The organism is Paenibacillus sp. FSL P4-0127 (genome assembly GCF_038007325.1).
Taxonomy (GTDB): Bacteria; Bacillota; Bacilli; order Paenibacillales; family Paenibacillaceae; genus Fontibacillus; species Fontibacillus macerans.
Genome location: NZ_JBBOWY010000001.1, coordinates 3076018 through 3095710, shown reverse-complemented (window position 1 = coordinate 3095710; position 19693 = coordinate 3076018). Strand labels below are relative to the sequence as shown.

Genomic DNA, 19693 nt, shown 5'->3' with positions numbered 1-19693 from the left:
AAAAAATTCCGCAGGAAAGGAGCTGCCTCTTGAAATGAATGCACGCATGGTTTCCATTCTCCAGCATTTGCTGGTTTCCGACGCTCCTGTCAAAAGCGAGTATCTTGCCAAATTGATTCAAGTCAGTTCACGAACGATTCGCAGCGATATTCGGGAGCTGGATGATTTTTTGAACAAGCACGGGGCAGCCATTGAGCCTGTTCGGTCAAGGGGATACGCGCTTAAAATAGCGGATAACCGCGCTTTCCGCGATCTGCTGCAGCAGTTGTTCATCGTAAACGAACCCAATGATCCCGCCTCCCCCGAATATCGTCAAATGCATATCATCAGGCGGCTCCTGATTGCGGATCATTTTTTAAAGCTGGAGGATTTGGCCGAAGAACTGTTTGTAAGCCGCTCCACCCTGAATAATGATTTTAAAGAGGTCAAGCGAACACTTAAGAATTACGGAATCTCGATCGATGCACGCCCCAATTACGGCATCAGACTCAAAGGCGATGAAATGCGTCTGCGCTTTTGCATGTCCGAATTTATCATCAACCGTTCAAGCGGCGAGCAAATCGGCGGATTGGACAACGCGCCGCGCATACTCGCGCCCGGAGAGATGACCCTGATCCGCGGAATCGTTCTGGAACAGATTCAAAAGTTTGGCGTAACCCTTTCCGATGTGGCCTTCAGCAACTTGGTCGTTCATATAGCGATCGCCTGTAAGCGAATCCGCGACGGCAACCAGGTAACCATGCCTTCGGCGGAAATCGCGGATATCCGCAGCAGCGGGGAATATAGGGCCGCTGAGCAAATCGTGGCGCTAATCGGGGAAGCATTGGATATCGTTTTTCCGGAAACCGAAGTCGCCTATATCTCCCTGCATCTGGCCGGAAATAAATGGCTTACGGGGATCAAAGATCAGCAAACCGAGAATATAACGCCGGACAAGCTGCTGGATGCGCAAATCTATGAACTGGGAAAAAGCATTCTGGCCGAAATCGACCGGGACTTGAATTTAAACCTCGGCCATGATTCCGAGCTGCTGATGGGCGTTTGCCTGCATCTGAAACCGGCGCTGAATCGGGTGAAATACGGGATGAACATTCGCAATCCGCTGCTGGACCATGTGAAAACCAACTATCCGCTAGCCTTTCAAGCCGGAGTCATCGCCGCCAAATTCATTGAAAGCAAACTGAATATTGCGATTCCGGAAGCGGAGATGGGATTTTTAGCGATTCACGTCGGCGCCGCCCTGGAACGCAAACGAATAAGCTGCGGACCCAAGCGCTGCCTTGTAGTCTGCACTTCCGGGGTTGGCAGCGCGCGCCTGCTTCAATATAAATTGCAAAACACGTTTGGGGCCCGGCTTGAAGTGGCGGGAACGACCCCATACTACAAGCTTTCGCAGTTTCCGCTGCAAGCAGTCGATTTCGTCGTCAGCACGGTGCCTATTCCGCAGACGCTGCCGGTTCCGGTCGTCGTGGTTCAAACCTTGCTCGGTACAGGCGATATGGATAAAATAGAAGCCCTGCTAAACGGCGCAGAAGAGCACCCTCTTCACTATATTCGGGAAGACCTTGTCTTTCTGAAACAAAGCTTCGCGAGCAAGGAGGAAGTTATTTCGTTTCTGGGAAGACGCATCCATGCGGCCGGCTTGATCGCTTCCGCCGAGGGCTTCATCGGACTGGTCCTGGAGCGCGAACATGCCGCGCCCACCGCCTATGGAAATTTAGTGGCCATCCCCCATCCGATCATTCCGCAAAGCGACGGCACCGTATGGGCGGTTTGCACCCTGAAGCAACCCATTGCCTGGGGCGGCAAGCCCGTGCAGTTCATCTGCTTGCTCAGCATAGACAAGAACGGCGAGGAACCCCCGACGGCCATGTACGACCATTTGATGAGGATCGTGGATGATCCGGAAATCGTCCAGCAGATGCTGGCTTGCGATGCCTATGATGAATTCGCCCGAGTCCTTATGAGACATAACAGCTGATTTCCGCTAGCAGCGGAAAAGGAATGCATACAGAAGTTGAATGTAATCGGATACACTGAAGTTGCAAGAGACAGAGACATACTACGAGGTGATAGCAGTGGATGAGTACCAGGAAATCATTATGGAGATCATTACAAACGCAGGCGTCGCCAAGAGCAAGGCGATGGAAGCCATCCGTCTGGCCCAACGGGGTCAAGCGGAGCAAGCCGCGGAATGTCTGAATGAAGGCAAAGCCGAACTGGTCAAAGCGCATAAGGCGCAAACCCGTTTGATCCAATCGGAAGCGGACGGGACCTCCCATGAGGTCACGCTGCTGATGGTACATGCGCAGGATCATCTGATGTCGGCGATCACGATCCGGGACTTGGCCGAACATATCGTGGACCTTTACAACAAACTGGACCGCCGATGAAAAGAAAACACGCTAAAACTTGCAACGGTTAAGGAGGAAACAACATGAAACAAATTACATTGGTTTGCGCAGCGGGAATGTCGACGAGCATGCTTGTGCAGAAGATGAAAAAGGCCGCAGAGGCGCAAAACCTGGAGGTCGAAATCAGAGCCACTTCCGAAAGTTCCTTTAAAGAGTACGCGGACAAGACGGATGTCCTGCTCATCGGACCGCAGGTCGGTTATCTGGAAGGCGATTTCAAAGCAAAATATGAACCCCAAGGCATCAAAGTAAGCGTTATTAATACGATGGACTACGGGATGATGAACGGGGAAAAAGTGCTTGCCGACGCTTTGGCCCTTTGAGGCAAGCGCTTAATCCGCACAAATGGAAGCGTTCTCCAGCATCTCATTATGAAGCCTTGAGCAGGAGTTGAAAATTTATGAACAATCAACCAAAGTTCTCGCACAAACTGCAAAGAGCGGCCGGGAAAATTCAGCAAAACCGTTACATGAGCGCCATTTCCAACGGGCTGATGTCCACCCTTCCCTTCTTGATCATCGGCGCCTTCGCCACGCTTTTCTCCGCGCTGGCGTGGGAGCCTTATCAGAACTTCATCGCCCCGGTGAAGGGCATTATCGGTCTGGCCTCGACGATGACCACCGGGATTATCGCATTATATGCGGTGTTCTTCATCGCCTACAGGCTGGCTCAAGCTTTCGACAAAGACCCGCTGCTTCCCGCGGCTACCGCCTTGCTCTCATTTTTAATCGTCACCCCCGTACAGACTTTTGATACGGTGCGGGCGTTGCCGCTGCAATGGCTGGGGGCGCAAGGATTATTCGTCGCCATGATCGTCGGCCTGCTCGCCGCGCGCCTGTATATCTGGATCGTCGACCGCAATTGGACGCTTAAAATGCCGGACAGTGTTCCGCCAACCGTGGTTAAAACCTTTTCCGGACTGATTCCCGCCATTCTGGTGGCTCTGGTGTTCGTCGTTGTAGCCGGACTGTTCATGCAAACGTCTTTCGGCACGGTCCATGAATTTATTTACACGTATTTGCAGGTACCGCTGGAAGGACTCGGCGGATCGCTTGGAGCCTTGATTATCGCCGTGCTGATTATGCAGGCGCTGTGGATGTTCGGCATTCATGGGGCCATCGTTATCCTGGCGATCGTGAAGCCGATTTGGATGAGCCTGGACTTGGCCAATCTCGAAGCGTTTCAAGCCGGAGCTCCGCTGCCGAACATTATCGGCGTCGCTTTCTGGTCCATCTTCTGCAACTATGCGCCGATGCTGGGGTTTGCCCTGCTGCTGGTGTTTATGGCCAAAAGCAAGCAGCTGCGCACCATCGGCAAGCTGGGCCTTCCGGGAACCTTCTTCTCGATTCACGAACCGCTGATCTTCGGGATTCCGGTCGTATTGAATCCTATATTGGCCATTCCGTTTGTGGCGGCTCCGCTTGTGTGCGCGGTGCTTGGATACGCGGCGACTACGGTCGGCCTGTTGCCGGCGCCGATTGGAATTTATCCGCCGTTTGGCACACCTATTGTTGCGCTTGGTTTTATTGAGGGCAGCTGGAAATTGGCCGCAGCGCAGCTGGTGCTGGTTCCGATTTGCATGCTGATTTACTATCCGTTCTTCCGGGCGCTGGACAAACAGCTCTTGAATAAAGAACGCGCAGCCGAGGAAAAAAATAAGCAAGAAGGGTCCGACGTAGCCACAGTAAGTCCGGTTTCCCTATAATAGTATTATAAAGAGGAACAAAACGAAAAACGGCGGGCAATTTACACCATCCGCCGTTTTTCGCCATTACGATAGCTGGAGCGATAGCCTATGATCAAACTTGGAATATCCGCAAACAAACGTTATTTCGTGCATGAGGACACGCCTTTTTTCTATTTGGCCGATACCGTCTGGAGCGCATTTACCAACATTACCCTGGAGGAATGGGCCTACTATCTGGATTACCGCAAGCAGCAAGGCTTTAATGTGCTGCAGATGAATTTGCTGCGGCAATGGGATGCCAGCGGCAGTGAGCTAAAGTATGAGCCTTTCGCCAGCGATGCGGACGGGAGTTACAATTTTTTCGAATTCAACGAATCCTATTTCGACAGGGCGGAAACGATGGTGCAAATGGCGGTAGACAGAGGTTTTGTCCCCGCGCTTGTCCTGTTATGGTGCAATTATATCCCGGACACCTGGGCTGCCAAGCTGCGGGAAGAGAAGAAAATGCCGCTGGAAGCGGTAGAGTCCTACGTCCGCTATGCGGCCAACCGGTTTTCTAAATATTACCCGATCTATGTGATCAGCGGAGATACCGACTTTCCCTCCGAACGCGCCAACCAATATTACTTGACCGCGCTGCGCACCGTGAAGCAGCATAGTCCGCAGTGTTTGACCACGCTGCATATTCAAGGCAGACTGGCGATGTTGCCCGATGAATTTTCCGGCAATCCCGATCTCGATTTCTATATGTACCAGTCCGGCCACAATTCGCAATTTCAAGCAACGGCGTATACGTTGGCCCAGGAATTTTACAATAAGCCTGCGACCCGGCCGGTCATCAATTCCGAACCCTGCTATGAACAGATGGGCTACAGCCGCCGGGTTTACGGCCGCTTTACCCGGGCCGATGTCCGCAAAGCCGCCTGGCAAAGCCTGCTTTCCGGGGCCGCAGCGGGTGTGACTTACGGGGCGCACGGTATCTGGAGCTGGCATCAAAAAGGCCGGCGCTTCGGCGTGACCGGCGAAGGCTTCGACAGCCCTTACGATTGGCGGTCCGCGCTAAAATTTGAAGGAGCCTGGGATTACGGGTTTGCCAAACGGCTGTTTGAGCTATACGGCTTGGCCGATCTGCGCCCCTGGAATATTGTGCTGAAGAACACGGAAGAAATCCGCGCGGCCGCCACCGCCGGCCTCGGCAAGATGGCCGTTTATGTGCCGGTCAACACCGTGCTGAAGCTGGATGCCGACCTCGGCGGCTACGAATTTACGCTTATCGACCTGGAGCACCGGCGATTCGCGGTCCCTCAGGTTACCGTCCGCGAGAACATCACGATCATTGAAATGCACGAATTCGAAGCGGATGTTTTGTTGATCGGCAGCAAAAAATGATATTCCCATCTATTGAACGAGAAGAGCCGTGCTCAACACGGTTCTTCTATTTATTATCATAACTTGCAAATTACTTCGTATAAGCCACAAACATATAAGTTTCCCCTTCGGCCAAACCGCTGACGGTATAAGAAGCTTCACCGGAGATCGGGATCGTCTCCCTTACTCCGTCCCAGCCGATAACTTCCAGCTTGTAAGTCCCGTCCGGCAAGCCATCAATGGTAAAGGAGCCGCCGCTATGATCGGTCCAATAATTCAGGTTCTGCCACACCCACATCCATTTGCCGTTTCCGCTAAGCACATATTCTCCGCTTTGCTTGGGATCGAGCGAAGCAAACGACATCCCTCTTGTCGCTCGGATCACGTACTCCAGCGTTTTGCCCCGAGCCGTCGGCACCCACGAATCCGCGCTCAGACTTAAACCGTAATAACCGTCGGCGGTCGTCGAATTAAAGAGGCACCACGGAAACGCAAATTGGGTGGCCGGGGTTTGGCCGTCATTTTTCACGACCCCGAGATTATCCCAAATCGCCGTCAGAAAGCCTTTGGCCGCTTCTTCTTCGGTGATCGCGCGTTTCTTGAAGTTGAACTCCGTCGAGTAAAAGTGGATATCCGCCGTAATGCCGGAAGCCTTTTTGACGGAATCAAAGTTGTTCTGTGCAGAATGTTTGTAAGTTCCCTTTATAGGCGCGTATTGAACATCGTAGTAGGTATGCAAATCGATACCGTCGAGTTTGCCGGAATTATACAAATCGGCGATCGCCGGCCCGTAACCTCTAAGGGTAAAATCACTGTGCGAATTCGCTCTGGCAAATCCGCCGGGATTTACTTTCAGGGACGGATCGACCGAATGCACACCGTCCGCCAAACCTTCAAGCGCATTGTGATAATCCGTTTTGGAGATCGCATTTTCCACATCGGGCTCGTTGATCGCCGTATAAATGCTAATCCCCCAGTCCTGTATGCCGCTCTTCTGGGCCCATGTTCCGTTTGGACGGAAACGTTCGGCGAAAGCCTGGCCGATACTGTACCATTTATCGTAGTCGCCGATCGGCAATCCATTGTCCGCATAAGAACCGTAGTATTCGAACAGGATCATCGGCGTAATTCCGTATTTGTAGGCTTGAAGCATCATCTTGTCGAGCCGTTCGGGAGTTGGCGTACCATTCGCATAATAATATTGGGGGTACACGTTGACGCGGGCCATTCCGGCCCCGATAGCGTTAAGCCCCTCAAAACGTTTGGTTTGTGTCGTACTGCCATCGGTGAAATTACCGCCCCCCATCATCGAACCGATATCTTGGGCAGAGGCTGATCCAAGCGCATTTTGGCCAAGCAGCATAATAGCAAGCACTGCAATGAACACCGTAATTTTCCGTTTCATTTCTTCATTTTCTCCTTCATTAGAAAATTTACTAAAATTTACTGACGATTCATTTATCGGATATTTTAGCAAAGGCGTTGATAGTCCGAAATATTCATTTTATTATTTAAATTTATAATTGTTATTTTCTGGTTAAGCATGTATAGTGTATATTAAAATAAAACAATTCAATATCGATCGACACTAGGGGTGCCGCAAGGCTGAGACGAATGCAAATTCGGACCCTTTGAACCTGAACCGGTTAATACCTGCGTAGGGAAGTGGAGAGTTAAGAATGGATTGATGCCTGTCATGGCTTATTTCCCGTTATTGTTCTTAGCCGCCCTCCTGAAGGAGGGCGGTTTTTTGGCGTTTATTTTGGCTAACCACCAAAAACGGCGCTTGGCAAAACAATCGAATAGCCAGAAACCAGGGCTGCCCAAGAAACTCGAGCTCCTGAAAAAATAAGGATACAAAATGGCCTTAGTCCGATGATATCTGTTCATTTAGGAGAAATAGAGTAAATTTATGCCTCTATCTTCCCCCGCCGCAAGGAAATGCCCGTGTTCCGGACCATTCATAGAAAAATAAGTACTTAAAATGCCGCTAACGGAGATGAACAGGCTTGGATTCCCGAAATAAGTACATAAAGAGCCGCTATTTTGAAGGCCGACGCTGCCCCGGTCGTTCCGGCAATCGCCTGTCAAGCAGCGATTTCTAGGTTAAGCCTTTATTTTTAGCATTGAATAATGGAACTGGGAGTGATATCCGCATGATGAACCGTCACCCAGCTTATGCTGCGCCTGAACTTCATCTTATATCGGCCGAGGGAATCAAGAGCCATGAGCTGCTGAGCGTTGCGGCGGCTGTTCTTCCTTATGTCGATTACATTCATTTGCGCGATAAGCAGCTTTCGGCCAAAAAGCAGTTCGAGCTGGTGAAGCTGCTGCGCCAAGCGGGAGTACCGCTGGAAAAAATCGTCATCAACGACCGGCTGGATGTTGCGCTGGCCGCGGGAGCGGCAAATATTCAACTGGCGGGCCACAGTCTTCCGGCAGCTTCCGTACGCTCTCTTGCCCAAGGAATGCGAATCGGATGTTCCGTGCATTCTGCCGAAGAAGCAGCTCAGGCCGCGAGTGAGGGAGCGGATTACTGTCTTTTTGGCCATGTCTATGATTCATCCAGCAAACCCGGCCTTCCCGGGCGCGGGCTTAACATGCTGGCCGAGGTCTGCGCTCGCTGCCCGGTTCCGGTCATTGCCATCGGAGGAATACGGCCGGATAATGCGGGGGATGTCATCCGAAACGGTGCACAAGGCATTGCCGTCCTGTCCGGCCTCCACTCTGCCGCGGACCCAGCGGCGCACGCCAAATCCTATCGTGACGCCATCCATGCCGCGTGGCCCTGAGAGGAGGTGAAAATGTTGCAGGTACATCTAAATGGCAAAGACACCCTGCTGAAAGAAGATTGCGTTACGGTGGACGATTTATTGGCTGACAGCCCGTGGAATAAGGAAAAAATTTTGATTGAGCTGAACGGGACGGTTGTCCGAAAAGAGGCGTATGCCAATACCCGGCTGGCCGAGGGTGATCGCATCGAGCTTGTACATTTTGTAGGAGGAGGCTGATAAGCATGGAAGATGTATTTCACATTGGCGGCAAGGCGTTGTCCAGCCGAGTATTTATCGGAACCGGCAAATATAACCGCAACACGCTGATTCCCGAAGTGATCGCAAGGTCGGGAGCGGAAGTGATTACTGTAGCGTTAAGGCGGGTTAACCCGGACTGGGAGGAGGAAAATCTCCTTCACCATATCCCGCCGCATATGACGCTTTTGCCGAACACTTCCGGCGCCCGTAGCGCCGATGAGGCCATCCGGATCGCCCGGCTTGCCCGGGCGGCGGACATGGGCCATTGGATCAAATTAGAGGTGATTAATGATCAAAGATACCTGCTCCCGGACAATATGGAGACGATCAGAGCCACGGAAGTGCTGGCCGCCGAGGGATTCGCCGTGTTCCCGTATATGAACCCGGATCTGACGGCTTCCTTCCGGCTAAGGGATGCGGGAGCCGTGGCGGTCATGCCGCTGGGTTCCCCGATCGGCAGCAACCGGGGCCTGCGCACCAAAGAGCTGATCGGCATGATGATCGAAGAAGCGGGGCTGCCTGTCATCGTGGACGCCGGCATCGGCCGGCCTTCGGAAGCGGCGGAAGCGATGGAAATGGGAGCCGCTGCCGTCTTACTGAACACGGCGATCGCCACCGCGCGCGATCCGCTTGGCATGGCGGAAGCGTTCCGCGGTGCGGTAGCGGCGGGCAGACAGGCCTATCTGGCGGGATTGGGCCCGGTGCAGCAAGAAGCGGTTGCCTCCTCCCCATTAACCGGTTTCCTGGACGAAGAGGAGCGGACAAGTGAGTTTTTATAACAAACTATTGTCGTTGGAACAGTTTTCCTTTCAGGAGCGCTGGCCGCAATATTCCGCTGCGGATATTAAGCGGGTGCTGGCAAAGCGAAGAATAAATGAAGAGGATCTGCTCGTTTTGCTGTCCCCGGCGTCCGGAAAGCACCTGGAGGAGATGGCGCAGATGGCCCGGCAGGTGACCCGGAGCCAGTTCGGTCATACCGTACAGCTGTTTACCCCGATGTATGTGTCCGATTTCTGCGTGAATCACTGCGAATATTGCAGCTTTAGTTCTATCTACGATTTTCCGCGCAGGAAATTGGATATGCAAGAAGTCGAACAGGAAGCGGCCGCGATCGCCTCTACCGGCATCCGCCATATTTTGCTGCTAACCGGCGAATCGCGCAAAGACTCTCCGGTCAGCTATATTAAGGATTGCGTCAAGGTTTTGCGCGGGCATTTTGCTTCGCTCGGCATTGAAGTGAATCCGATGTCCGTCACCGAATACAGGGAGCTCGCCGAGGCGGGAGTTGACAGTTTAACCGTCTTTCAGGAGGTTTATCATCGGGGAACATACGGGAAGCTGCATATTAAAGGCCCCAAGCGTAATTTTAAAAACCGCATCGACGCGCCGGAGCGCGGCTGTGCAGCGGGATTTCGTTCCGTAAATATCGGCGCTCTGCTCGGCTTATATGATTGGCGGCAGGAGGCGTTTATTACGGCGCTGCATGCCGATTATCTTCAGCAGAAGTACCCCGACTGCGAGATCAGCTTGTCGATCCCGAGATTCCGCCCTTTTCTGGGAGACTTTCATCCGGAATCGGAAGTTTCGGACAGGGCGCTGGTGCAGATTATAGCGGCGTATCGGCTCTTTTTGCCCCGGGCCGGCATCACCTTGTCCAGCAGAGAACCCGCTCTATTGCGCGATAAACTTGTGCATCTCGGGGTGACCAAGATGTCGGCGGGCGTGTCCACGGCGGTTGGAGGCCACACCCATACGGGAGGAACGCCGCAATTTGAAATCTCGGACGGACGCAGCGTGCCGGAGATTCGCGAGATGCTGTATGAAAACGGGCTGCAGCCGGTTTTTAAAGATTGGGAGATTCTATATAAGTTAAACTAAAATTTGGACGGATAGAGGCAGGCGGGTGAAATGTTCTTCCGATCGTTGTTGTTCCCGGATTTCTTATTATTAACCTAATTTTATTAAAGTAGAAATCCACTTGTCCTGTTCTATAGTTCAACTTATTTAGGTTGAGAGATAGAAAAAGCAGCAGCCCGTGACGAGACTGCCTCATATAATCCATGGTATAATCTTCTCGCTTTACTTACCTACTTAAAAAAAAGAAGTAGGCCCCCTTGGATTTGACGACCTGGGAGCCTAACTTCCACGGTTAAACGAGCCTCCGCCCTTAAAAGCGGGTACTTTGCAAGGAGTCGTGTTACCCGCACGGCTCCTTATTTATCTTAAATGATATGTTCTGATTAATATACAGCAACACCGCAAAACTGCATTTATGTTCGTTTACGTACAACCTCTCCCTTGTCATTTAGCACCTCACCTGGCAGGATATTAATACTCCCACGGTTGAACCGGTATATCGTCCGACCCATGTGCTTATGGTTTAAGATCACAGGGATATGTCCAAAACCTCCGACTCCTTATCGTAGCTTAAGTTTGCTTTTAATCCTTTGGCAACGGCTTGCGCCGGGACATAAGTAACACCTTCGATGATCTTCGGGGCGGCGCTGATCGTCTCTTGGGCACCATTATAGAACACCGTCGCGCTTCCGATGGTCAATGTGATCTTATTATCGTCTTTGGAGACGCCGATCGTTTGGGAATCGGGATCCCAAGTCGTTGACGCCCCCAAACTTTTGGCCAATTCGCGCAGAGGGACGAGGTTCGTATTTTGAATCATGATGGGAGAATGCTCCATTGGCACCTGTTCGCCGTTTACTTTCAACGTCAAATTTGTCGTTTGATAGGCGGGAGCGGCAGGCTTGCCGGCCGTTTTCTTACTCGCCGGCTTTTTCTTTGAAGTAGAACTGCTTTTTGTACTTGACCCGGATTTACTGCTGCCGGCCTTGCTGCTGCCGGACTTGGAGCTTGACCCTCCGCCATTATGATAATGGTATTCCCCGTACTCCAGCCCCCACTTCTCACAGTTGGTCCGGCACGTATGGCCTCCTTTGGAATCCGTACGGCCCGGATGCGCACCAGCAGGGGCCGCGCTTGCCGCGACCATCATGATCGCCATACTCAAGACAACAATACGCTTTTTCATGAATTCTACCTCCCGGATAATTTTTCCTAATTAATAGTAACATAGACCTGGTCAGCCGAATACCGCTTCTAGCTAAAGCTGACCGGAAATTTTACGGTTGTAGCAGCGGCTATTTTCCAAAAAAAGACCTATTCTAAATTCTAACGGTTGCGAGCGTTGTTATTTGCCCGAATCTACGCAAAAATAGCCGGATTTAGGTGAAATAAGCGTCATGGCAACCGTTAGAGTTTGGAATCATTGTATTTGGAACAAATAGCGCTTGTGGCATCCGTTAGAAATTGAACCCTCGCCTTTACAGGCAAGTATGGGCTTTTCATTTCAGGTCCTTTAGCTGCCGCGATCAGGCCAACCGTCGCCGGCCAGGCTACATGTCAACTAGCCAAGCAAGCACCCGACCGACCGGCCAGCAGCAGCAACTAGCCACCGCACCAACTAGACATCCAGTTCACAAGGGCGGCTATAAACAAGCAACTCGGCAAGACTCGGCAATCATCAGAGCCAATTAATCGATTGCCGCACCCGCGCCGGATTCTTTCACTGCCTGCAAGGCGCTCCCCGCTCCAGTTCCCGCCGTGCTTATCCAGTCGGCGATTTCTTCGTTTTTCATCGGTTTGCCGTAGAAAAAACCTTGCATGACGTGACAGCCCAGCTGGGTCAAAAATTCGATGTGCTCCCTGTTTTCCACGCCCTCGGCGACTACATCCAGCCGCAGCTTTTCCGCCATCAAGACGATGGCTTTAATGATAGCGCGCTTGCTGGGGGACTCCAGGTCGTCGATAAACAGGCGGTCCAGCTTGAGCGCGTCGATCGGAATCCTATCGAGCAGCCCGATCGACGAATATCCTGTGCCGAAATCGTCCATGGACACCCGCACGCCCAGTTTCCGCACCGCTTCCAGCTGCCTGACGATCTCATTGATGTCGTAAAGCACCATGGATTCCGTGATTTCCAGCTCCAGCATGTCCGGAGCGAGATCCGCCGCCGCCAGCGCGCTTTGCACCATATCGATCAAGCTATCGGTATGAAACAGGCGCCCGGACAAATTCACGGACACCGGCTGGCGGATGCCCTGACTCTGCCATACCTTGCATTGGCGGCAGGCTTCTTCCATGGTCCAGCGGGTAATCGGAACGATCAGCCCCGTTTCTTCGGCCAGCGGAATAAATTCCGTCGGCGTAACGATCCCCAAACGGGAGTGCTGCCAGCGGAGCAGCGCCTCAAATCCCGCCATCCGGTTCATTTTCACATTCCATTTCGGCTGATATTCGATATAGAACTGGCGCTGCTCCAGCGCAAGCTGCAAATCCTTCTCCAATTCCATTTTGCGGACCTCTTTGACGCCCATTTCATCGGTGTAAATCGAATACTGGTTTTTGCCCAAGCCTTTGGCCTTGTACATCGCCGTATCGGCGGTCTTGAGCAGGACGGAACGGTCGGATTCCCGGATCGAACCGATGCTGATGCCGATGCTCCCCGTGACGTACAGCTCGTTCCCCTCCACCCGGACCACTTGCTTGATGCTCTTTAAAATTTCCCCCGCCAGTTGTTCGGCTTGTTCCCGCTCGCACCCTCTTACGATGAACAGAAATTCGTCGCCCCCGATCCGGAAAGCCTTCCGGTCCGGGCGAACAAACTGCCGCAGGCGATACCCCACTTCCTGAACCAGCAAATCGCCGACATTGTGCCCTAATGTATCGTTAATCGCTTTAAACTGGTCCAGGTCGATGAATAGCACCGCCAAGGTCTCGCCGCCTGTATATTTGTCAAAAAACCGGTTCATCTCGTTGCGGTTGGGAAGTCCGGTGATAGTGTCCATGTACGCCATTTTCTCGAGGACGTGGCGGTCAAAAAACATCGCTCCCCAGGATACCAGCAGGATGATGAATATCGTCACGGTGACGGCAAACAGCAAAAAGATGTCCATGGAGGAATCGCGAGCCATGCTCATGCCCATATCCATGTCCATGGCGGTGTGAAACCGCGCCGCTTTCATTCCCGTATAATGCATCCCGCAGATCGCAAAGCCCATCACGACCGCGGACATCCATTTCAGCCAACTGAACGCTTTCTGGCTGCGGAAGCGCAAGAACAAAAACAGCGCCGCGTAAGACGCGGCAACCGCAATGACCGCCGACAACGCCCACAGCGTTTTATCGTACGACAGCCCCGCCGGCATGATCATCGCTTCCATTCCCATGTAATGCATCGTCACGATTCCGGCTCCCATCATCAGGCCGCCGATGGCAATTTGATAACGCTTGACGTCGTTAGGCATGGTGATATAAAACGCGATAAACGACGAGGTGACGCTGGCCCCCATCGACAGCAGGGTAAGCCAAGCATCGTATTTCACTTGAACATGCAGATGAAACGCCAGCATTCCCACAAAATGCATGGACCAAACGCCGCTTCCCATGACGAGCGAGCCGCCGAGCAGCCAGAACAACCTCATTTTTCCGTCAGAGGACGAAATTTTGGCGGCGATGCTTAATGCGGAATACGACGCCAATATCGCGATGGCTGCCGATAGCGCGACGATATAGTAGTTGTAGCTGCCTTCCATCATCATTTTGCGTCCCGACTTTCTGCGATGTTATCTCTGAAAAATATAATTACTTTATCGTACCACACCATTCTCTACAATTTCTGAACAATAGGTACAACGGCCCAATAAATATGGCCCGTACGCGAACGTACGGGCCAGCGGACTATCCAGCGGACCATCTAAATCATTCCCCGCTCCACAGCTTCACGCGGTCTTTGACGAATTGACCGTACGCCTCCTCCATCTCTTTAACCCCCGCTTTTTCCAGCTCGGCCAGGTAAGCGTCCCAGATTTGGTCGAACCTGCTCGGTTCGGCCATAATCGCTTCCGGGATGCGTTTCCAGGTGATGTCCCGCATTTTGGTCCCGAGAATGGCGGCCGTGCTGTCGCTGGGCAAGGCGATGTTGTAAACGGCCCCGGCCTTTCTTTCCGGGAACTCCTCTTCCTTCGGGAACAGATCGCGCCAATGTTCGATGCCGTAAGCGGCAAGCGCCTCTTTTTCCGGTTCGCTGTAGGTGGCCGTCAGCAGCTCGGGATTCGATTTCGTAAAATAATTGCCGGTCGAATCCTTGATTCCGTCCCCGTAATGAACCATCAGGTTCCAGTATAAGCCGATGCCCGATTCTTTCGTGTAGGCGCTGCCTTGGCTATCCATCTTTTGCTGGATATCCGCCGGGACGACGCGTTTGCCGTCCTGCACCACGTAATCGGTGCCTTCAATGCCCCAGTTGTTGAGGACTTGGCCTTCTTCGGACGCCAGGAAGTCGAGGAATTTGATCGCGGCCACCGGATCTTTGCATTTGCTGGAGATCGCGATGCCGTACCCGCCGTCAAAACCGGCCGGCCAGAAGCTCGTGTCTTTATATTCCTTTGTCAGGGTAACCGGGTAATGCCCGTAAGTCTGATCGAATTTCCCGGCCGCTTTCAGCGCCTGCTGGGCTTCGCCGAAGTCCCAGGCGGGATCGATCAGCCCCAGCACGCGTCCCGAAGCGACCTTCGCTCTGAACTGGTCCGTTTTTTGCACAAAGCTCTCCGGATCAAGCAGCCCGATGTCGTTCATGTGGTTGAGCCAGCGGAAGTATTCCCGTTCCTCCGGACGGCGGAAATGATAGGTGACGTCAAACGTCTCCTGGTTCACGTAATATTCCCCGTCATCCGGCGCGCCGGTCGTCATGAAGCCCATGTTCGTCACCTGGTACATATGCCAATCGTCGGCGTTGAGCGTAAGCCCGATATTTTTGTTGCCGTTCTCGTCTGTAGGGTGCTTGGCCAAATAGTCCTTAATGACCTTCTCGTAATCCTCGACCGTGCGGATTTCCGGATATCCCGCTTCCTTAACGACGCGATGCTGCAACTGGAACCCGCCTTCGGCTTTGAACTTCCGCTCATCCACCGAAGACCAGGTCGGAATCGCGTATATCGCCGGATCGTCCAGGCTGTATTTGATGCGGACGATTTTGTCGCCCAGCATCTTTTTGATATTCGGGGCATGTTTGTCGACCAGGTCCGTCAAATCGAGCACGGCGCCGACATCGATCAACTTGCCGAGATCGGATTTGGCGGCGATCAGATCGGGCACGTCTCCGGTGGCCGCCATGATCGAAACCTTCTGCACGGGATCGCCGACCGCAAACTCCGCATCGAGAATCACCCCGGTTTTTTCCGTAAGCACCTTGCCGACGCGATCCTGCATGTTGTTCCAGTTGCTGCTGGCATCCTCGGAAAAATAAGTCAGGGTGACCGGCCCGGAACCGTTCGGACTCTGGCCGCCGTTTTCAGCCGCCCCGTTCGTTCCGCCCCCGGACGTTCCCGCACTTCCCCCGCCGCAGCCCGCAAGCTGGCCCAGCAGCAGGAACCATCCCAAAAGCAGCGCCGCTGCCTTGGTCTTTTTTGCCTTCCGCATGCGATTTCACTCCTTTTTTGTGTTAAATATCAGCTTTTTACAGCCCCCAAGGTCATCCCTTTGACGAAATATTTTTGCAAGAAAGGATAAACGACCAGGATCGGCACCGTCGCGATGATCGTGATCGCCATTTTGACGGAATCCGGCGACACCTGCGCCATCAACTGGGTCATGTTCTCTCCGCGAATGTTGTTCGCGTTCGTCGTCGTGCTTTGCAGCACCTTCATCAGCTCATACTGCAGCGTCGTCAAAGCATCGTTCGAGCCGTTGTACAAATACGTATCAAACCAGGAATTCCACTGGCCGACCGCCAGGAACAGCGCGACGGTGGCGAGCGCCGGCTTGCACAGCGGCAGGATAACGCGCCAGTAAATCGTAAAATCGTTGGCTCCGTCCAGCTTGGCCGATTCCTGCAGCGCATACGGAATGCCGTCGATAAACGAGCGGATGACGAAAATATTGAATGCGCTTACAAGGCCTGGAAGGATATACACGGCAAAAGTGTTGATCAAATCCAGATTGCGGATCAGAATGAACCCTGGAATCAAGCCGCCGGAAACGTACATCGTAATTGCGAGGTATGTGGATACGAATTTTCTCCCCTGAAAATCGCTCCGGGCCAGCGTATAAGCGACCATGGACCCGCTGACGAGGCCGGCGGCGGTCCCGGCGACGGTCCGCAGGACGGAGATTTTGAACCCGGTCACCAAACCGCCGTAGCTGAAAATCTGCTTGTAATTTTCCAGCGTAAACTCGCGCGGATAGACGGTAATGCCTCCGCGCACCGTGTCCACCGAATCGTTGAAGGAGATCGCCAGCACGTTCAAAAATGGATACAGCGTGACCACCGTAATCAGGGAAATCAACAAATACACCACGCCGTCAAAAATCCAGTCCGAAAGCGGCCTGGAAGCCCGTTTGCCCGCCTTGCCGCTTCTGACGGGCGCCGAGGTTTTGGCCGTTTTCATGTTCACCCCCCCCTTTCCGTTCTACATAATGCTTTCGTTCGTGAATTTTTTGAACGTTCCGTTGGCAATAAACAATAAGAGCAGGCTGATCACCGAGTTGAAAATGTTGATCGCCGTACCAAAGGAATAACGGCCCATCGACAACCCGTAATTAAGGGCGTACAAATCGAGCACCTCCGAATAGTCGCTGACCATATGATTGCCGAGCAGAAACTGCTTCTCGAACCCGATCCCGATCAGATGCCCGATCGACATAATGAGCAGCACGACGATGGTCGGCCGGATGCCCGGCAGCGTAATATGCCACATCTGCTTCAGCCGGCTGGCCCCGTCCACGCGGGCCGCTTCGTACAGCTCCGGCCCGATGCCGGCGATCGCCGCCAAATAGATAATCGCGTTCCACCCTGTCTCTTTCCACACGTCGGCGGCCGTCACGATGCCCCAAAACAGCTCCCCCTTGGCCATAAACTGAATCGGCTGGTCGATCAGGCCCAACTGGACCATAATCGCGTTGACCACCCCGCCGTCGGTGGACAGCATTTTGCTCACGATACCGGCGGCCACGACCCAGGACACGAAATGCGGCAAATAAGAGACCGTTTGCACGAACCGCTTCATCGCCTGAACCCGGACCTCGTTCAGCAGCAGGGCGAACATAACCGGAAACACGAACCCCGCGACCAGGCCCATCAGGCTCATCGCCAGCGTGTTTCTTAACACGAGATAAAAATGGCCATCCCGGAACAAGGCCTCGAAATGCTCCAGCCCCACCCACTTTTGCTCCCAAAAGCTTTTGCCCGGCTTGTAGTTTTGGAAGGCCATCGTCCAGCCCCAGAGAGGCAAATATTGAAATACGAACACCCAGATCACAAACGGAAACGACATCAGGTACAGATACTTCTGGCTCTTAAACACCTTCCACCTTTGCGGCTTCCGCCCTAAACCGCCTCCGGTCCGCGGCTCGGCTGTTACCGTTTTCATTTCTTCCCCTCCCTCCTCGCGTTTATCGTAAATCAACTCGGCCGTTTGGGACATACGCGAAATTTCGGAGATTTCACCCGGCAATTTAGATGGTTTTCCGAAAGTTTCAGCATTTTCATTAATACGGTTTGTGCCGGTATTCGGAAGGACAACGTCCTTCCAGCTTTTTGAATTTTTCATAAAAATTGTTCGCGTTGGCGTAACCGACCCGTTCCGCTGCCTCATACACCTTCATGCCCCGGGCCAGCAGTTCCTTCGCTTTTTGAATCCTCACTTTATCCAGATAAGCGTTGAAGTACTCCCCGGTTTTCTTCTTGAACAGCTGCCCCAGATAAGCGCTGCTGTAATTAAACAGGCCGGCCATCATCTCCAGCCGGAGATTTTCGTGATAGTGGCGGTAGATGAAGTCGAGCAGCCTTTTGATTTCCTGGTCCTGGTCGGGATCGTCCGCGGACATGGCAAGCTTTTCGAGGAACCGCAGCACGTAGTCGAACAGCCCGCGAATATGCCTTTGCTCGTAAATCCCGCTCAAAAATGCGGCCGGCTCCAGCGAATGCTCGGGTTGACTCCTGAGCTCCAGCGGAACTTTACGGATCACCTCGTTCGCCGCCTGAAACAGCTTTTGCTTGATCTCCGTCTCCCCGGCTCCCTCGGCCGCCCACTGCCGCAGGGCTGACGCCAGCAGCGGCTCCAGGGCTCCGGCATCGCCGACATCCGCGAAGTAAAACAGGCGGAACGCCAGCTCCCCTTCATCCATCCGATCCCCGCGAAGCCCGGTTTGCGGGATTCCGGCAAAATCCCGGGGCGTATCCGGGCCCAACAAGTTTCCCGGCGCGTAAAAAAAACGGCGCTCCAGGAGCGTTTCGGCCGCCTTGTACGATTGTCCGACGCGCTGAAGCTCGGCCACGGCTCCCCCGGCGGCGGCGTCCATTTGCCCGCTCCATTCGCCCGCAAGCATCCGCAGCTCGCGATAAAGCCGCTTTCGGTCGGGTTCGCTCCGCAGCGGTCCATTGTTTAAAATCACGGTATAAGGCGCGATCCCAAACACGATCCCCCGCCCGCCGTCCTTAAAAGCGGAAGCCAGCTTCGTCCGGAAATGCAGCAGGGCTTCGGCCCGTTCCGGCTCGGCAACGTCCAGCCCGACGAGCACGATTTCATAGCAGGGCCACAGCAGGCCGGCTTGTTCGGCCATTTCCCGGAGCCTGTCCTCGCCTTCCCGGAGCTGTCCGGTCAGCAGGGAGTAAACCAGCCATTCCTTCGTCAACGTTCCGTTTTTAAGCCAATCCTCCCGCCGCTCCTGTTCCAGCTTGCGGCTTAGCTGCTGCAGCTTGGCGGTCAATTCCTCCTTGTTGACCGGCTTCAGCAAGTACCCGTCCGCGCCGAATTCCAGCGCTTTGCGCGCATATTCGAAATCGGCGTACCCGCTTAAAATCAGGAAATGCGGCGCAAAACCCAAAGAGCGTATTTCCTGAATAAGCTGCAGCCCGTCCATGCCGGGCATTCGAATGTCAACGATCAGCAAATCGGGAATATTGCCTTGCAACAGGCGAAGCGCTTCGTTTCCGCCTGCCGCCGCAGCCGCCACCTCATACCCCAAGCTCTCCCACGGAATAAGCGTTTTCAGACCTGTGCGCAGCTTCGGTTCATCATCCACGATCATCACTTGATACATTCATGAAAAACCTCCTTTTTGGCGTCAAATCGCCGCAACGCAAATACCCCTTTAAGTCTAAAGGGGATGGAAATTACAAC

Annotated in this window: 16 protein-coding genes and 1 riboswitch; of the genes, 9 read left to right on the top strand and 7 right to left on the bottom strand. The window is 53.4% G+C overall.

Annotated elements, in window-relative coordinates; all coding sequences use genetic code 11:
• The first annotated feature begins 34 nt into the window (after positions 1–34).
• From NYE74_RS13820 to NYE74_RS13800, 5 genes are all read left to right on the top strand, one after another.
• On the top strand, positions 35–1981 hold the full coding sequence (locus NYE74_RS13820) for a BglG family transcription antiterminator (RefSeq protein ID WP_036621180.1): 1947 nt from the start codon (positions 35–37) through the stop codon (positions 1979–1981).
• Positions 1982–2078: 97 nt separating this feature from the next.
• Entirely contained in the window at positions 2079–2393 is a 315-nt protein-coding gene (locus tag NYE74_RS13815) for a PTS lactose/cellobiose transporter subunit IIA (RefSeq protein WP_036621178.1), read from the top strand.
• A gap of 44 nt (positions 2394–2437) precedes the next feature.
• Positions 2438–2737, top strand: coding sequence for a PTS sugar transporter subunit IIB (locus NYE74_RS13810; protein WP_036621177.1), 300 nt, complete (start codon positions 2438–2440; stop codon positions 2735–2737).
• Between the two features lie 77 nt (positions 2738–2814).
• Positions 2815–4119, top strand: coding sequence for a PTS sugar transporter subunit IIC (locus tag NYE74_RS13805; protein WP_036621176.1), 1305 nt, complete (start codon positions 2815–2817; stop codon positions 4117–4119).
• Between the two features lie 90 nt (positions 4120–4209).
• On the top strand, positions 4210–5490 hold the full coding sequence (locus NYE74_RS13800) for an apiosidase-like domain-containing protein (RefSeq protein WP_213511004.1): 1281 nt from the start codon (positions 4210–4212) through the stop codon (positions 5488–5490).
• A gap of 70 nt (positions 5491–5560) precedes the next feature.
• On the opposite strand, the gene NYE74_RS13795 is transcribed toward NYE74_RS13800, so the two are convergent.
• Positions 5561–6874 carry a hypothetical protein gene (locus NYE74_RS13795; RefSeq protein WP_051985360.1) on the bottom strand — a complete coding sequence of 438 codons (1314 nt, stop codon included), beginning with the start codon at positions 6872–6874 and terminating at the stop codon, positions 5561–5563.
• 175 nt (positions 6875–7049) lie between these two features.
• Positions 7050–7150: riboswitch (TPP riboswitch) on the top strand.
• Positions 7151–7625: 475 nt separating this feature from the next.
• Here NYE74_RS13795 and NYE74_RS13790 point away from each other — a divergent pair.
• Genes NYE74_RS13790 through thiH form a run of 4 tightly spaced genes read left to right on the top strand, consistent with a single transcriptional unit; the run spans position 7626 to position 10379 of the window.
• Positions 7626–8261 (top strand): thiamine phosphate synthase, encoded by a 636-nt coding sequence (locus NYE74_RS13790; protein WP_115311163.1) that lies wholly within the window; start codon positions 7626–7628, stop codon positions 8259–8261.
• Positions 8262–8273: 12 nt separating this feature from the next.
• Positions 8274–8480 carry a sulfur carrier protein ThiS gene (thiS, locus tag NYE74_RS13785; protein ID WP_051985359.1) on the top strand — a complete coding sequence of 69 codons (207 nt, stop codon included), beginning with the start codon at positions 8274–8276 and terminating at the stop codon, positions 8478–8480.
• Positions 8481–8485: 5 nt separating this feature from the next.
• A complete protein-coding gene (locus tag NYE74_RS13780) occupies positions 8486–9280 on the top strand; it encodes a thiazole synthase (RefSeq protein ID WP_036621172.1) in 795 nt (264 codons plus the stop codon).
• Entirely contained in the window at positions 9267–10379 is a 1113-nt protein-coding gene (gene thiH / locus NYE74_RS13775) for a 2-iminoacetate synthase ThiH (RefSeq protein WP_341004863.1), read from the top strand. Before NYE74_RS13780 ends, thiH begins: the two co-directional genes overlap by 14 nt.
• A 508-nt stretch (positions 10380–10887) precedes the next feature.
• Here thiH and NYE74_RS13770 read toward each other — a convergent pair.
• From NYE74_RS13770 to NYE74_RS13745, 6 genes are all read right to left on the bottom strand, one after another.
• Positions 10888–11544, bottom strand: a complete 657-nt coding sequence (locus tag NYE74_RS13770; RefSeq protein WP_036621166.1) for a copper amine oxidase N-terminal domain-containing protein — start codon at positions 11542–11544, stop codon at positions 10888–10890.
• A 502-nt stretch (positions 11545–12046) separates the two neighbouring features.
• Positions 12047–14107 (bottom strand): bifunctional diguanylate cyclase/phosphodiesterase, encoded by a 2061-nt coding sequence (locus NYE74_RS13765; RefSeq protein ID WP_082208034.1) that lies wholly within the window; start codon positions 14105–14107, stop codon positions 12047–12049.
• Between the two features lie 166 nt (positions 14108–14273).
• Positions 14274–15782: an ABC transporter substrate-binding protein gene (locus tag NYE74_RS13760; protein WP_227872844.1), complete on the bottom strand. Its 1509-nt coding sequence runs from the start codon at positions 15780–15782 to the stop codon at positions 14274–14276.
• Between the two features lie 239 nt (positions 15783–16021).
• Entirely contained in the window at positions 16022–16960 is a 939-nt protein-coding gene (locus NYE74_RS13755; RefSeq protein WP_036621161.1) for a carbohydrate ABC transporter permease, read from the bottom strand.
• Positions 16961–16981: 21 nt separating this feature from the next.
• A complete protein-coding gene (locus NYE74_RS13750) occupies positions 16982–17941 on the bottom strand; it encodes an ABC transporter permease (protein WP_036627834.1) in 960 nt (319 codons plus the stop codon).
• Positions 17942–18059: 118 nt separating this feature from the next.
• Positions 18060–19613, bottom strand: a complete 1554-nt coding sequence (locus NYE74_RS13745) for a response regulator transcription factor (RefSeq protein WP_124332488.1) — start codon at positions 19611–19613, stop codon at positions 18060–18062.
• Positions 19614–19693 lie beyond the last annotated feature (80 nt).

What these genes read in the sequence shown, in the direction of transcription:
- NYE74_RS13820 (WP_036621180.1), top strand. Translation starts at nt 35, where the DNA reads ATGAATGCACGCATGGTTTCCATTCTCCAGCATTTGCTGGTTTCCGAC.
- NYE74_RS13810 (WP_036621177.1), top strand. Translation starts at nt 2,438, where the DNA reads ATGAAACAAATTACATTGGTTTGCGCAGCGGGAATGTCGACGAGCATG.
- NYE74_RS13805 (WP_036621176.1), top strand. Translation starts at nt 2,815, where the DNA reads ATGAACAATCAACCAAAGTTCTCGCACAAACTGCAAAGAGCGGCCGGG.
- NYE74_RS13800 (WP_213511004.1), top strand. Translation starts at nt 4,210, where the DNA reads ATGATCAAACTTGGAATATCCGCAAACAAACGTTATTTCGTGCATGAG.
- NYE74_RS13795 (WP_051985360.1), bottom strand. Translation starts at nt 6,874, where the DNA reads ATGAAACGGAAAATTACGGTGTTCATTGCAGTGCTTGCTATTATGCTG.
- NYE74_RS13790 (WP_115311163.1), top strand. Translation starts at nt 7,626, where the DNA reads ATGATGAACCGTCACCCAGCTTATGCTGCGCCTGAACTTCATCTTATA.
- thiS (WP_051985359.1), top strand. Translation starts at nt 8,274, where the DNA reads ATGTTGCAGGTACATCTAAATGGCAAAGACACCCTGCTGAAAGAAGAT.
- NYE74_RS13780 (WP_036621172.1), top strand. Translation starts at nt 8,486, where the DNA reads ATGGAAGATGTATTTCACATTGGCGGCAAGGCGTTGTCCAGCCGAGTA.
- NYE74_RS13770 (WP_036621166.1), bottom strand. Translation starts at nt 11,544, where the DNA reads ATGAAAAAGCGTATTGTTGTCTTGAGTATGGCGATCATGATGGTCGCG.
- NYE74_RS13765 (WP_082208034.1), bottom strand. Translation starts at nt 14,107, where the DNA reads ATGGAAGGCAGCTACAACTACTATATCGTCGCGCTATCGGCAGCCATC.
- NYE74_RS13760 (WP_227872844.1), bottom strand. Translation starts at nt 15,782, where the DNA reads ATGCAGGATCGCGTCGGCAAGGTGCTTACGGAAAAAACCGGGGTGATT.
- NYE74_RS13755 (WP_036621161.1), bottom strand. Translation starts at nt 16,960, where the DNA reads ATGAAAACGGCCAAAACCTCGGCGCCCGTCAGAAGCGGCAAGGCGGGC.
- NYE74_RS13750 (WP_036627834.1), bottom strand. Translation starts at nt 17,941, where the DNA reads ATGAAAACGGTAACAGCCGAGCCGCGGACCGGAGGCGGTTTAGGGCGG.
- NYE74_RS13745 (WP_124332488.1), bottom strand. Translation starts at nt 19,613, where the DNA reads ATGTATCAAGTGATGATCGTGGATGATGAACCGAAGCTGCGCACAGGT.